This window comes from Streptomyces venezuelae, from assembly GCF_008642315.1.
GTDB lineage: Bacteria > Actinomycetota > Actinomycetes > Streptomycetales > Streptomycetaceae > Streptomyces > Streptomyces venezuelae_D.
This window is the reverse complement of the sequence record NZ_CP029192.1, coordinates 8402731-8415245: the sequence shown is the minus strand read 5'-3', so window position 1 is coordinate 8415245 and position 12515 is coordinate 8402731. Positions and strand designations below refer to the sequence as shown.

Genomic DNA, 12515 nt, shown 5'->3' with positions numbered 1-12515 from the left:
CGTGACGGTGATCGTGGTGTCCGGCACGGGCACGGAGATCGGCAAGACGGTGACGACGGCCGCGGTGGCCGCCGTGGCCCGCGCGGCAGGCCGCAGCGTCGCCGTGCTCAAACCGGCGCAGACCGGGGTCGCCCCCGGTGAGCCCGGCGACGCCCAGGAGGTCGTACGTCTCGCGGGCGACGGCATCGCCACGCGTGAACTCGCCCGCTATCCGGAGCCGTTGGCGCCCGATGTGGCCGCGCGGCGGTCAGGACGTGCCCAGGTCCACCCTCAGGAGGTGGCGGACGCGGCGGCGAAGCTCGCGACCGAGTACGACCTGGTCCTGGTCGAGGGGGCGGGCGGGCTGCTCGTCCGTCTCGACGACGAGGGCGGCACCCTCGCGGACGCCGCCCGGCTCCTCGGGGCGCCGGTCCTCGTCGTGGTGTCGGCGGGCCTCGGCTCGCTCAACACGACGCAGCTGACGGCGGAGGCGCTGCGGGCGCGTGGCGTGCGCCAGCTGGGTCCGGTGATCGGCAGCTGGCCGGCCGCCCCCGACCTGGCGTCCCGCTGCAATCTCGCGGACCTGCCGAAGGACGCGGGCACGCCGCTGCTCGGTGCCATTCCGGAAGGTGCCGGGGCGCTCGACGGCGCCGACTTCCGTGCGGCGGCCGCGAGTTGGCTGGGCCCGGAGCTCGGCGGCACGTGGGACGGGCTGACCTTCACCGAACGGGAGGCGCCTGCGCCGCGGGCGCACTGACGCGGTGAGCGGGGCGGCGGGCGGGTGACTCCGGGGGCGCGGTCGGTGAGACGCGTCCGCCGTTCGGGGTCGCCCGCCCGCCGCCGGGGCACCATGGCGGTATCCCCTCGATCCGCCGAGATCTCCACCCGGGAGGACCCATGTCGCCGCGCTCAGCCAAGCCCGTCTCCCGGGACGCCGTGCACCACCCGGTCTTCGCCCGCTTCTACGCCCGGCAGAGCGTGGCCGCCGAGCCCGTGCTCGGCGCCCACCGCCGTGAGCTGCTCGGCGGTCTCTCCGGCCGGGTCATCGAGGTCGGGGCGGGCAATGGACTCAACTTCGCGCACTACCCGGGCGCGGTCTCCGAAGTGGTGGCGATCGAACCCGAGCGGCTGCTGCGGCGGCTAGCGGTGTCGGCGGCGCTGCGCGCGGACGTACCGGTGGACGTCGTGCCTGGCGCCGCCGAGGCGCTGCCCGTCAAGAGCGAGGCGTTCGACGCGGCCGTCGTCTCCCTGGTGCTGTGCAGCGTGCGGGACGTGCCACGGGCGCTCGGCGAGCTGCGGCGGGTGCTGCGGCCCGGCGGTGAGCTGCGGTTCTTCGAGCACGGCAGGGCGCCGGGCAAGCTGATGGCGATCACGCAGCGCGCCTTGGACCGCACGGTGTGGCCGCCTCTGTTCGGCGGCTGTCATGTCGCGCGGGACACCTTGACGGCCCTGCGCGGGGCAGGGTTCGCGATCGGTGCGCACCGGCGGCTCCTGGTGCCGGCGAAGGGGCCGCGGCTGCCCACGTCGTACTGCGTGCTGGGCAAGGCGTTCCGACCCGACGACTCCTGACGCACCCGCCATGCCCGGCCGGGCCCTCGAACGCGGGCTCACGGACTCACTCACGCACCTCACAGGCTCCACAGCCGCAGCTGGTCCGCGATGGCGTGCACGCTCGCGCCGTCCTCCTTCACCAGCCGGGCGAGATCACGCACCTGCTCGGGCGATGTGACGACCTTCAGGCCGCTGGAGACGAGGTAGGCGTAGGCGACGGAGGAGGCGAAGAGGGCGTTGGAGCGTTCGAGCGCCGGGATGTGGAGGAGGACCTGGAGGAGCGCCGCGGCGCGGTCGTGCGGGGTTTCGTAGACGGGCACGCCGAATATCTCGGCCTCGTGTCTGCTCACGGCGGCGACGAGTGCGCCCCAGTCGGTGACCTGGGGGTCTCCGGGCGTCTTGTGCTCGGCGATCATCAGGAGCCAGGCAAGGTCGATTCTGAGGTTCAACGGCTCAGCGACGACCTTCACGCAGCGGGCGGCTGCCCTCGCGCTCCATGCCGAACTCCTCGGCGAAGACGGATTCGTACTGCTTCATGAAGTCGGCGGCGGCCTCGACGAAGGTGTGTCCGACTTCCCCGGCGTCCTGTTTGACCAGTTCTTCTATGTAGCGGTTCACGCTCATGCCCCGGGCCAGGGCGCGCTCCCGCGCCGCCCTGGCGGTGTCCTCGTCCACCCGTACGTTCAGCTGAGTCTTCGCCATACCGTCAAGCTAGCGGCCATGTGCTAGCACGACAAGACCGCAAGGACCTTGTCCCTTACATACGTCCCGGGGCCCGACCTCGGAGGGATACCGGACACCCGGGCAGCCCCACTACTCTCTGCGGAATTACGGGAGTTGGTACGGCCACAACCCAGGAGGCCGCCTTGTCCACACCTGCTTCGGTGCCGTTCGCGGACCGTTCGGAACCCGCCGGGATCGCCGCGCGCGCCCGCGGCCTCACCAAGGCGTACGGCTCGGGCGAGACGACCGTCCTCGCCCTCGACTCGGTCGACGTCGACGTCACGCGCGGACGCTTCACGGCCGTCATGGGTCCCTCGGGATCGGGCAAGTCGACCCTGATGCACTGCCTCGCCGGGCTGGACAGCGTGTCCGCGGGCCAGGTGTGGCTCGGCGACACCGAGATCACGGGTCTCAAGGAGCGCGAGCTGACCCGGCTGCGCCGCGACCGCATCGGCTTCATGTTCCAGTCCTTCAACCTCATTCCCACCCTCAACGCCCTGGAGAACATGACGCTCCCGATGGACATCGCGGGGCAGCGGCCCGACCGCGACTGGCTGGAGCACGTCATCGACACGCTGGGCCTGCGGGACCGGCTGAAGCACCGGCCCGCGCAGCTGTCCGGCGGTCAGCAGCAGCGGGTGGCCTGCGCGCGGGCGCTCGCCGCGAAGCCCGAGCTGATCTTCGCCGACGAGCCGACGGGCAACCTGGACTCGCGGGCCGGGCTCGAAGTCTTCGGCTTCCTGCGCGACGCGGTGGACCAGCTCGGCCAGACCGTGGTCATGGTGACCCACGACCCGAGCGCGGCCGGCCACTCCGACCTCGTCCTCTTCCTGGGTGACGGACGCATGGTCGACGAGATGGAGCGGCCGACGGCGGACGCGGTCCTGGAGCGCATGAAGCGGTTCGACGCGTCGCACACGGCGGCGCCGGGCGTGCCGGGTACGCCGGGTGCGCCCGGGGACCGTCCGTCCGAGCAGCAGAGCTGAGCGGGGGCTGCGGTGCTGAAGACCACGCTCAGAAGCTTCCTCGCGCACAAGGGCAGGCTGGCGCTCTCCGCGCTGGCCGTGATCCTCTCGGTCGCGTTCGTCGCGGGCAGCCTGATCTTCTCGGACACGGTCACCCGCACCTTCGACCGCCTGTTCGCCTCCACGTCGGCCGATGTGACGGTGGCGCCGAAGGAGGACCTCGACGAGGCGGTGCCGTCCGGGCAGACGCCGACGCTGCCCGCGAGCCTCAAGGACCGGGTGGCCGGGGTCTCCGGGGTCGCGGACGCGCACATCGACGTGTCCGTCGACAACGTCACCATCGTCGACCGCGACAACGAGTCCGTCGGCTCCACGACGGGCGCTCCGACGGTCGCCACGAACTGGTACCCCACCGACCGCAGTCCCGTGGAGCTCACCTCGGGCCACGCGCCGCGCGGCGACGGCCAGGCGATGATCGACGCGGACACGGCGGACAAGAAGGACGTGAAGATCGGGGACACCCTCACCGTCCTCGCCCGTCCCGGCTCGTTCGAGGTCGAGGTCGTCGGCATCGCCACCTTCACCACCACGAACCCCGGCGCCGCGCTCGTCTTCCTGGACACCGCGAGCGCCCAGCGCGAGCTGCTCGGTTCGACGAAGGCGGCGACGAGCATCTCCGTGACCGCCGACGACGGGGTGAGCGACACCGCGCTCAAGCGCCGCGTCGGCGCCGAACTGGGCTCCGGCTACGACCTGGAGACCGCCGACGAGCAGGCCGAGTCCGCGGCGTCCGAGCTCGGCGGCTTCCTCGACGTCATCAAGTACGTGATGCTCGGCTTCGCCGGTGTCGCCGTCCTCGTCGGCATCTTCCTGATCGTCAACACCTTCTCGATGCTCATCGCGCAGCGCACCCGCGAACTGGGGCTGCTGCGCGCGCTCGGTGCCGACCGCAGGCAGGTGCGCCGTTCCGTGCTCGTCGAGGCGCTGCTGCTCGGCCTCGTCGGTGCGACGCTGGGGCTCGCCGCGGGCATCGGGCTCGCCCTCGGCCTGATCGAGCTCATGGGCCTGCTCGGGATGAACCTGAAGTCCACGGAGATGGTCATCGGATGGGGGACGCCGGTCGCCTCGTACGTCGTCGGGGTCGGCGTCACATTCGTCGCGGCGTACCTCCCCGCCCGGCGCGCCGCGCACGTCTCGCCGATGGCCGCGCTCGCGGACGCCGAGATCGCCGGTGTGGGACGGCCGTTGAAGGTGCGGGCGGCCGCCGGCGCGCTCGTCGGGGCGGCCGGCGCCACCGCACTGGTGGGCTGCGCCACCGCGGAGAAGACGTCGTCCGCGGCGTCACTGCTCGGCCTGGGCATCGTCCTGACCCTGATCGCCACGGTCGTCGCGGGGCCACTCCTGGTGCGGCCGGTGATCCGGGTCCTCGGTGGCGCGTTCCCCGCGGTCTTCGGCTCCGTCGGCCGGATGAGCCAGCGCAACGCGCTGCGCAATCCCCGCCGCACGGGCGCCACGGCGGCCGCGCTGATGGTGGGGCTCGCACTGGTCGGCGGCCTCTCGGTGGCCAGCGCGTCCATGACGAAGTCGTTCGACCGGCAGATCGACCGGACGCTCGGCGCGGACTTCGTCGTGCAGAACAGCAACTTCATGCCGTTCTCCTCGGAGATCACCGGGAAGGTCGAGAAGACGGAGGGCGCCGGTCTCGTCGTACGCCAGCGCTTCACGCCCATCGAACTGGCGCTGCCCGACGGCAAGAACGTCGAGTCGACCGCCGCGGGCTACGATCCGCGGCTCGACGACGTCGCCAAAGTGACGTACGCGCAGGGCGGTTCGCGGGACGCGCTCGCCGCGGGCCGGATCGGCATGGACGTGGACTTCGCGAAGAAGCACGAGGTGCGGGTGGGTGACACGCTGCCCGCGACGTTCCCGGGCGGGCGCGGGACGAAGCTGACCGTCGGCGCGCTCACCGACCAGGACTCGCCCGAGGGCTTCGGCGTCGAGGGCGGGCTCTTCCTCGGGTTCGGCACGGTCGAGAAGTACGTGCCGGGCGGCCAGGACTCCGCGCTGTACGTCAACGCGGCGCCGGGCACGAACGCGGACACCCTGCGCGCCCGTCTGGACAAGACCCTCGACCCGTATCCGCAGGTGCAGGTGCGCGACCAGGCCGACTACAAGGAGCTGATCCGGCAGCAGATCGCCGTGATGCTCTACCTCGTGTACGCCCTGCTCGGTCTCGCGATCGTCATAGCGGTCCTCGGCGTCGTCAACACCCTCGCCCTGTCGGTCGTGGAACGCACCCGGGAGATCGGACTGCTGCGCGCCATCGGCCTCGGCCGTCGTCAGCTGCGCCGGATGATCCGCCTGGAGTCGGTGGTGATCGCGGTGTTCGGGGCGCTGCTCGGCCTTGCGCTCGGAATGGTCTGGGGCGTCGCCGTGCAGCAGGTGCTCGCGCTGCAGGGCATGAAGGAGCTGGCGTTCCCCTGGACGACGATCATCGCGGTGGTGATCGGTTCGGTGGTCGTGGGCCTCGCGGCGGCGCTGCTGCCGGCGCTGCGCGCGTCACGCATGAACGTACTGGCGGCCATCGCGCACGAGTGAGAGCGGCACCCGCGCGCCGGACGCTCAGTGGCGGGCCCGCGGGAGCCGACCCGCAACACGCGGCCGGCTCCACAGGAACACGACCGCCAGGAGCGCCGCCATGCTCGGCGCCATCCCGGCCCACCCCAGCGCCGGTGGCAGACCGGTCTCGCCGGACGTGTCCGTGGTGAGCAGCCCGGTCAGTCCGACGGTGGCGGCGCACACGAACAGCACGAGCGCGGCGGGGCGGGCCCACCGCCTGCCCGCCTTCACGGCCCGGGCGGTCCCGAGCCACGCGACGGCGCCGAGCGCTCCGATCACGGACAGCAGGACGAGGTAGGTGGTGACGGCCGCGTCGATCCGTGACGGGGTGTACCCGGGATAGCCGTCGCGGATGTGGTCGGCCAGCAGGTGGGTGGTGACGCGGTCCACGTACGGGAGGACCGTCGCGGCGACGGTGAGGCCGAGGCCAGGACGAAAGACGTGGCCAGACGGACCCAGGGCACCTCGGCGGGGCTCGACCGCGCCCGGAGTGACGCGGTGTCCGAGGCGGTGCTCGGCGAGGTGGCCGTCGGCGCGGACGAGGGCGCGCCCCGCCACTGGGAGGACATCGCCCGCCGGACGGCCCACCGCTATCGCGACATGGCCTACCGGCACCCCCGCGTGTTCCCGGTGCTGGTGACGCGGGCCCAGACCTCGCCGGTCGCTGTCGCCGCCCTGGAGGAGCTGGTCGCCGCGATGCGTGCGGCGGGGGTGCCCGACCGGGTGGCCGCGGACGCGCCCATGGTGCTGTTCGGCTTCCTCAACGGCCATCTGCTGGCGTGCACCGCCGACGAGCCCGGCGCCGTGCCCGCGTTCGACGCCGCCGCGCACCCGGGCATGGCCGCACTCGCTCCCCTGATGGAGGGCTTCGGGTCCCGGGCGGAGTTCGACCGGATGCTAGAAACCGTCCTCGCCGGGATCAGACTCTCGTCCGCATCCTGACTCTCGTCCACATCCTGAAATGTCCGTGCGTCACCGCTTCGGCCGGTGGTGGGATGGCCGTATGGATGATCTTCGGATACGGGCCGCGGCGCCCGATGAGCTGGACGCGGTGCTGGCCTTCTGGAAGGTGGCCGCGGAAGGCACGAGCATCAGCGACGACCGCTCCGGCGTGGAGCGGCTCGTCGCCCGCGACCCGGAGGCGCTGCTCGTCGCCGAGCTCGGCGGGGAGCTCGCGGGGACGGTCATCGCGGGTTTCGACGGCTGGCGCTGCCACCTCTACCGCCTCGCGGTGCACCCGCACCACCGCAGGCGCGGCGTGGGCTCGGCGCTGCTCGCCGCGGCCGAGGAGCGGTTCGTGCGGCTCGGCGGGCGCCGCGGCGACGCGATGGTCCTTGACCACAATGAGCTCGCCCACCACGCCTGGCACGCGGGCGGATACGCTCCCGAGCCGCAGTGGAGCCGGTGGGTGAAGCCGCTGGGTGAAGCGCCCCCGGCGGGGTAAAGGGGTAGCTCCTGCAGATCTCGACAGAGGTTCGAGTGGCTTTGCTGATCCTTTACCATGGACGCAATACTCGTATCCAACTGAAAGGTGTGAGCGTCCGCCCATGGGCGAGCCTCCTAGTACCCGACATCGCGCATTCCTCCTGCCCCTGCCCGATCATGGGACGGAGGTGACCCGATGACCGAAGTGCTCCTGCTCCTCGTGGCGGTGCTGCTCTGCCTGGCGTGCGGTGTGTTCGTCGCCGCGGAGTTCTCCCTCACGACGGTCGAGCGCAGCGAGCTCGAGCGGGCCGTCGAGCGCGGCGAGCGCGGTGCCGCCGGTGCCCTCAAAGCCGTCAAGAACCTCACTTTCCAGCTCTCGGGCGCGCAGCTCGGCATCACCGTCACCAACCTGGTCGTCGGCATGCTCTCCGAGCCGTCCATCGCCGCCCTGATCGCGGGCCCGCTGCGCGACCTCGGCATACCCCGGTCCGCGGCGTCCTCCGTCGCCCTCGTGATCGGAACGGCCCTGTCGACCGTCTTTCTGATGGTCATCGGTGAGCTGGTGCCCAAGAACTGGGCGATCTCCTCGCCGCTCGCCGTCGCCAAGCGCGTGGCGACGCCGCAGCGGCTGTTCAGCGCCGCGTTCCGGCCGTTCATCGCGCACCTGAACAACACCGCGAACCGTTCCGTACGCCGCTTCGGCATCGAGCCCGCCGAGGAGCTCGCCTCCGCGCGCGGCCCCAAGGAGCTGATCGCCCTGGCCCGCCACTCCGCCAAGGAGGGCGCCCTGGAGGCGGACACGGCCGAGCTGTTCGTGCGCACGCTGAACCTCGCCGACCTCACCGCGGAGAACGTGATGACGCCCCGTGTGCAGGTCATGGCCCTGGAGACGCACGCCACCTGCGAGGACGTCGCGAACGCCACGCGCGCCACCGGCCTCTCCCGCTTCCCCGTGTACCGCGGGAACCTCGACACGGTCGTCGGCGTCGCGCACATCAAGGACGTGCTCGCCGTCCCCGCGGAGCGCAGGCAGCGCGTCTCCGTCGCCGAGCTGATGCGCGAGCCGCTGCTCGTGCCGGAGACGCTCACCGTCGACCGGCTCCTCGACCGGCTCTCGGGCAAGCGCACGATGGCCGTGGTCATCGACGAGTACGGCGGCACGGCCGGCGTCGCGACCCTGGAGGACATCGTCGAGGAGGTCGTCGGCGAGGTGCGGGACGAGCACGACCCGCACGAGACGCCCGACATCTCCCACGAGGGCACCGACGACGACGGCAGGACGCTCTACTCCGCCGACGGCTCCGCCCGCACCGACCAGCTCGCGCGGGTCGGCCTGCGGGTGCCCGACGGGCCGTACGAGACGCTCGCCGGCCTCGTCGCCACCGAACTCGGCCGCATCCCCGCCGTCGGTGACGGCGTCGAGGTGGGCGGCTGGCGGCTCGACGTCGTGGACGCGTCCGGGCGGCGTGCCGCCCGGGTCATGCTGCACGCCCCGCTCGACGCCGACGGCCACGAGGAGGACGTCCGATGATCGCCGTACAGTTGCTGATCGGTCTGGCGACGCTCGTCGTCAACGCCTTCTTCGTGGGCGCCGAGTTCGCCCTGATCTCCGTGCGCCGCAGCCAGATCGAGCCGCACGCGGAGGAGGGCAACCGGCGCGCCAAGAGCGTGATGTGGGGCCTGCAGCACGTGTCGGCGCTGCTCGCGGCGGCGCAGCTCGGCATCACGCTGTGCACCCTGGTCCTCGGTATCGTCGCGGAGCCGGCGATCGCGCATCTGCTGGAGCCCGCCTTCGACGCGGTGGGCGTGCCGCACGGTCTGGTCCACCCGATCTCGTTCGTCATCGCGCTGACCCTGGCGACGTATCTGCACATGCTCCTGGGCGAGATGATCCCGAAGAACATCGCCCTCGCGGAGCCCGTGCGTTCCGCGCTGCTGCTCGGGCCGCCGCTGGTGGCGCTCGCTCGGGCGCTGCGGCCCGTGATCTTCGCGATCAACGCGTTCGCCAACGGTCTGCTGAAGCTGTTGCACGTCGAGGCCAAGGACGAGGTGTCGGCGAGCTTCTCCGACGACGACCTCGCGCGCATGGTCAAGGACTCCGGAGACGCGGGGCTGATCGACAACCGTGCGCAGGAGCGGCTGCACGACGCGCTCGAACTGGGCCGCCGTCCGGTCCGGGACGTGGTCCTGCCTCTGGAGGCCGTCGTCTACGCGCGCGTGGGCGTCACCCCCGAAAAGCTGGAGCAGCTCTCGGCCGAGTCCGGGTTCTCCCGCTTCCCCGTGGTCGACGACGGCCGCCGGATCGTGGGCTATCTGCACGTGAAGGACGCGCTGGACCGGGCACCGCGCGATCTGCCGTTCCGGGTGCCGGACATGCGCAAGATCGCCCAGGTGCGCGAGACGACGCCGCTGGACGACGTCCTGACGGCCATGCGCGGCAGCCGCACGCATGTGGCGGCGGTACTCGGCTCGGACGGCCGCCTCGCCGGCATGGTCACGATGGAGGACGTCCTGCAGAAGCTGTTCGGGCAGCCTGTGTAAGGGCAGGACGGTGAAATCCCGAGGGGCCGCACACGCACGTGCGCGGCCCCTCGCGGCGTCAGTCCAGAGAGCGCGCGGCCGGAGCCTGAGCCGGGGCAACGTACACGGAGACCTGTGTCGGCCTTCCGCCGGTGCGTCGGACGTCGGCGAGGGACCCGGTCACATCACGGAGGATCTCCAGCGCGATCCGGAATTCACCCTCGGCGCCCGCGACGGGCCCCGCATCGGGCCAGACGATGACCACGCGGGAGGACGTCAGCTCGTGGAGACCGCCCCAGAGGGAATCCGAGAGGGCGTCCCACACCATGCGGTGGGTCCCGAGCGGCGGGTCCAAGGGAAGCGTCTCCCGTACCGCCCCGAAGAACGCCTCCTTGTCGGTCCGCCCGTCGGTGGAGAGCGTGAACACGGGGACCCCCCGGCGGGCGGCCTCGTCGAGTACGCCGGGGATATCCGCGCCGGGAACCTCGTGGAAACCGCTGTCGATCACCATGCGCAGAACCGTACCGGTGCGTGCTCCCGCCACCTCACCCCGCCGACTCCCCCGCTCCCGCGCGCACCCGCTTCGTCGGCTCCTCCGTGAGGCCGGGGCCGGACGCGCCCACCTCCGAGGCGCCGATCGCCGTCAGGACCGCCAGGACCGCGGCGAGGCCCGCCGTCGCGAAGGCCGCGCCCCACTCCACGTCCAGGAGACTGGTCGCCCCCGCCACCAGCACCGCGGCCAGCGCTTGTGCGAACGTGCGGATCGCGCGTTCCGCGGTGGACTTCCAGAATGCTGCGTTCCACATGGCGGGCTCGCTCTCTCGTGACGACGGCGTGCCTATGACATACCGCCGTCGGGCCACGCTGCCCAGATCCACCGGCCGGGGCGCCAGGTTACGATCGTCTCTGCCATGCAGATGAATGCTAACTACACCAGTCTCGTCGCGGTGGGCGACTCCTTCACCGAGGGCATGTCGGATCTGCTGCCCGACGGCACCTACCGCGGGTGGGCCGACCTCCTCGCCGCCCGGATGGCCGCGCACACCCCGGGCTTCCGCTACGCGAACCTGGCCGTGCGCGGCAAGCTCATCGGGCAGATCGTCGACGAGCAGGTGGACCTCGCGGCCGCGATGCAGGCCGACGTGGTCACTCTGGTCGGCGGCCTCAACGACACGCTGCGCCCCAAGTGCGACATGAACCGTGTCCGCGGCCTGCTGGAAGAGGCCGTCGAGCGGCTCGCCCCCTCGTGCAAGCAGCTCGTCCTGATGCGCAGCCCGGGACGGAACGGCCCGGTGATGGAACGTTTCCGTCCGCGCATGGAGGAGCTCTACTCGTACGTCGACGACCTCGCGTCCCGGCACGGCGCGATCGTCGTGGACCTGTACGGCGCCGCCGTACTCGGCGACCAGCGCATGTGGGACGTGGACCGTCTGCACCCGACGGCCGAAGGGCACCGCAGGATCGCCGAGGCCGTGTGGCAGGCGCTCGGTTACGACCCCGAGGACGACTGGCAGACGCCGCTGCCCGCCGCCGTGCCGCCGGGCTGGGCCACCCGCCGCGTCGCCGACGTCCGGTTCGCCAGGCAGTACCTCGGCCCGTGGATCGGCCGCCGCCTCACCGGCCGCTCGTCCGGCGACGGACGCGCGCCGAAGCGACCCGACCTGCTCCCGTACGACGGCCCGCTCCCCTAGGGCCCGCCCGAAGGATCAGGGCTAGAACACCGACCAGCCCGTCACCGTCGTGAAGTGGTCGAGCGCGGCCACGCCGGCCACGGAGTTGCCGTACGAATCGAGGCTCGGGCTCCACACGCACAACGTGCAGCGGCCCGGAATCACGGCGACGATGCCGCCGCCGACGCCACTCTTGCCCGGCAGTCCGACGCGGTAGGCGAAGCTGCCTGCCGCGTCGTACGTCCCGCAGGTGAGCATGACCGCGTTGACCTGCTTCGCCTCGCGCGGCGGCAGCAGCCGCGTGCCGTCGTTGCGGAGCCCGTGCCGCGCCAGGAAGGCCGCCGAGAGGGCGAGATCGCGGCAGCTCATGCGGATCGCGCACTGCCGGAAGTAGTGCTCCAGGACCGTGGACACGGGGTTGTCGAGATTGCCGTAGCTCGCCATGAAGTGGGCGAGGGCGGCGTTGCGGTCGCCGTGCTCGGCCTCCGAGGCCGCGACCACCGGATCGAAGGCGACGTCCGGGTTGCCGCTCTCCGCGCGCAGGAACTCCAGCGTCCTCGTGCCCGCGTCCCCGGTGAGACTCTGCAGCCGGTCCGTGACGACCAGCGCACCCGCGTTGATGAAGGGGTTGCGCGGGATGCCGTTCTCGTACTCCAACTGGACCAGCGAGTTGAAGGGGTTGCCGGACGGCTCCGTGCCGACGCGGTCCCAGATCCGGTCACCGCCCTCCGCCAGCACCAGCGCGAGGCTGAACGCCTTCGAGATGGACTGGACGGAGAACGGTTCCTGCCAGTCCCCCACGCCGTGCACCTCGCCGTCGACATCGGCGACCGCGATCCCGAAACGCTCGGCGTCCACGTCCGCGAGCGCCGGGATGTAGCCGGCGACCTGACCGCGGCCCACCAGGGGCCGGGCGAAGGCGGCGACTTCTTCGAGAACGGCCTGGTAATCCACAACCCAGCTTTCTTCGGATACGTGATCGGCGTTGTGCGCGACTTGCGCGATATGCATGTGATGCAAGACATGGCCCGCTGCGACCGTTTCGCACAGGAAAGCCGCTGGA

General features: G+C 71.7%; 15 protein-coding genes. 9 read left to right on the top strand and 6 right to left on the bottom strand.

The window, feature by feature from the left end:
* Nucleotide 1 precedes the first annotated feature (1 nt).
* Nucleotides 2-736, top strand: coding sequence for a dethiobiotin synthase (gene bioD, locus DEJ48_RS37190; RefSeq protein ID WP_150220512.1), 735 nt, complete (start codon nt 2-4; stop codon nt 734-736).
* A gap of 140 nt (nt 737-876) precedes the next feature.
* Nucleotides 877-1548: a class I SAM-dependent methyltransferase gene (locus tag DEJ48_RS37185; protein WP_150220511.1), complete on the top strand. Its 672-nt coding sequence runs from the start codon at nt 877-879 to the stop codon at nt 1546-1548.
* 59 nt (nt 1549-1607) lie between these two features.
* Here the strand turns inward: DEJ48_RS37185 and DEJ48_RS37180 are convergent, their stop codons facing one another.
* Both DEJ48_RS37180 and DEJ48_RS37175 read right to left on the bottom strand, forming a co-directional pair.
* On the bottom strand, nt 1608-1979 hold the full coding sequence (locus tag DEJ48_RS37180) for a fic family toxin-antitoxin system, toxin component (protein ID WP_069884487.1): 372 nt from the start codon (nt 1977-1979) through the stop codon (nt 1608-1610).
* A 4-nt stretch (nt 1980-1983) separates the two neighbouring features.
* Nucleotides 1984-2232, bottom strand: coding sequence for an antitoxin (locus tag DEJ48_RS37175; RefSeq protein ID WP_150220510.1), 249 nt, complete (start codon nt 2230-2232; stop codon nt 1984-1986).
* Between the two features lie 164 nt (nt 2233-2396).
* Between DEJ48_RS37175 and DEJ48_RS37170 the strand changes: the two genes are divergently transcribed.
* On the top strand, nt 2397-3239 hold the full coding sequence (locus tag DEJ48_RS37170; RefSeq protein WP_150220509.1) for an ABC transporter ATP-binding protein: 843 nt from the start codon (nt 2397-2399) through the stop codon (nt 3237-3239).
* Between the two features lie 12 nt (nt 3240-3251).
* The gene (locus DEJ48_RS37165; RefSeq protein ID WP_150220508.1) at nt 3252-5816 is read left to right on the top strand and encodes an ABC transporter permease; all 2565 of its coding nucleotides are present in this window, start codon (nt 3252-3254) and stop codon (nt 5814-5816) included.
* A 24-nt stretch (nt 5817-5840) separates the two neighbouring features.
* On the opposite strand, the gene DEJ48_RS37160 is transcribed toward DEJ48_RS37165, so the two are convergent.
* Nucleotides 5841-6227: a hypothetical protein gene (locus DEJ48_RS37160; RefSeq protein WP_223832340.1), complete on the bottom strand. Its 387-nt coding sequence runs from the start codon at nt 6225-6227 to the stop codon at nt 5841-5843.
* A gap of 51 nt (nt 6228-6278) precedes the next feature.
* Between DEJ48_RS37160 and DEJ48_RS37155 the strand changes: the two genes are divergently transcribed.
* The 4 genes from DEJ48_RS37155 (at nt 6279) to DEJ48_RS37140 (ending at nt 9803) form a co-directional block, all read left to right on the top strand.
* Nucleotides 6279-6779: a TetR/AcrR family transcriptional regulator C-terminal domain-containing protein gene (locus DEJ48_RS37155; protein ID WP_150220507.1), complete on the top strand. Its 501-nt coding sequence runs from the start codon at nt 6279-6281 to the stop codon at nt 6777-6779.
* A 61-nt stretch (nt 6780-6840) separates the two neighbouring features.
* Nucleotides 6841-7281 carry a GNAT family N-acetyltransferase gene (locus DEJ48_RS37150; protein WP_150220506.1) on the top strand — a complete coding sequence of 147 codons (441 nt, stop codon included), beginning with the start codon at nt 6841-6843 and terminating at the stop codon, nt 7279-7281.
* A gap of 177 nt (nt 7282-7458) precedes the next feature.
* Entirely contained in the window at nt 7459-8793 is a 1335-nt protein-coding gene (locus DEJ48_RS37145) for a hemolysin family protein (RefSeq protein ID WP_150220505.1), read from the top strand.
* Complete coding sequence (locus DEJ48_RS37140) at nt 8790-9803, top strand: hemolysin family protein (RefSeq protein WP_150220504.1); 1014 nt, start codon at nt 8790-8792, stop codon at nt 9801-9803. Before DEJ48_RS37145 ends, DEJ48_RS37140 begins: the two co-directional genes overlap by 4 nt.
* A gap of 58 nt (nt 9804-9861) precedes the next feature.
* Here DEJ48_RS37140 and DEJ48_RS37135 read toward each other — a convergent pair whose 3' ends face one another.
* Together DEJ48_RS37135 and DEJ48_RS37130 are read right to left on the bottom strand one after the other, a co-directional pair.
* Entirely contained in the window at nt 9862-10293 is a 432-nt protein-coding gene (locus tag DEJ48_RS37135) for a barstar family protein (RefSeq protein ID WP_150220503.1), read from the bottom strand.
* A 34-nt stretch (nt 10294-10327) separates the two neighbouring features.
* Nucleotides 10328-10588, bottom strand: coding sequence for a holin (locus tag DEJ48_RS37130; RefSeq protein ID WP_150220502.1), 261 nt, complete (start codon nt 10586-10588; stop codon nt 10328-10330).
* A gap of 105 nt (nt 10589-10693) precedes the next feature.
* Between DEJ48_RS37130 and DEJ48_RS37125 the strand changes: the two genes are divergently transcribed.
* Nucleotides 10694-11473 carry an SGNH/GDSL hydrolase family protein gene (locus DEJ48_RS37125; RefSeq protein WP_150220501.1) on the top strand — a complete coding sequence of 260 codons (780 nt, stop codon included), beginning with the start codon at nt 10694-10696 and terminating at the stop codon, nt 11471-11473.
* Between the two features lie 21 nt (nt 11474-11494).
* Here the strand turns inward: DEJ48_RS37125 and DEJ48_RS37120 are convergent, their stop codons facing one another.
* The gene (locus DEJ48_RS37120) at nt 11495-12406 is read right to left on the bottom strand and encodes a glutaminase (protein WP_150220500.1); all 912 of its coding nucleotides are present in this window, start codon (nt 12404-12406) and stop codon (nt 11495-11497) included.
* Nucleotides 12407-12515: the final 109 nt, after the last annotated feature.

What these genes read in the sequence shown, in the direction of transcription:
- DEJ48_RS37185 (WP_150220511.1), top strand. Translation starts at nt 877, where the DNA reads ATGTCGCCGCGCTCAGCCAAGCCCGTCTCCCGGGACGCCGTGCACCAC.
- DEJ48_RS37175 (WP_150220510.1), bottom strand. Translation starts at nt 2,232, where the DNA reads ATGGCGAAGACTCAGCTGAACGTACGGGTGGACGAGGACACCGCCAGG.
- DEJ48_RS37150 (WP_150220506.1), top strand. Translation starts at nt 6,841, where the DNA reads ATGGATGATCTTCGGATACGGGCCGCGGCGCCCGATGAGCTGGACGCG.
- DEJ48_RS37145 (WP_150220505.1), top strand. Translation starts at nt 7,459, where the DNA reads ATGACCGAAGTGCTCCTGCTCCTCGTGGCGGTGCTGCTCTGCCTGGCG.
- DEJ48_RS37140 (WP_150220504.1), top strand. Translation starts at nt 8,790, where the DNA reads ATGATCGCCGTACAGTTGCTGATCGGTCTGGCGACGCTCGTCGTCAAC.
- DEJ48_RS37135 (WP_150220503.1), bottom strand. Translation starts at nt 10,293, where the DNA reads ATGGTGATCGACAGCGGTTTCCACGAGGTTCCCGGCGCGGATATCCCC.
- DEJ48_RS37130 (WP_150220502.1), bottom strand. Translation starts at nt 10,588, where the DNA reads ATGTGGAACGCAGCATTCTGGAAGTCCACCGCGGAACGCGCGATCCGC.
- DEJ48_RS37125 (WP_150220501.1), top strand. Translation starts at nt 10,694, where the DNA reads ATGCAGATGAATGCTAACTACACCAGTCTCGTCGCGGTGGGCGACTCC.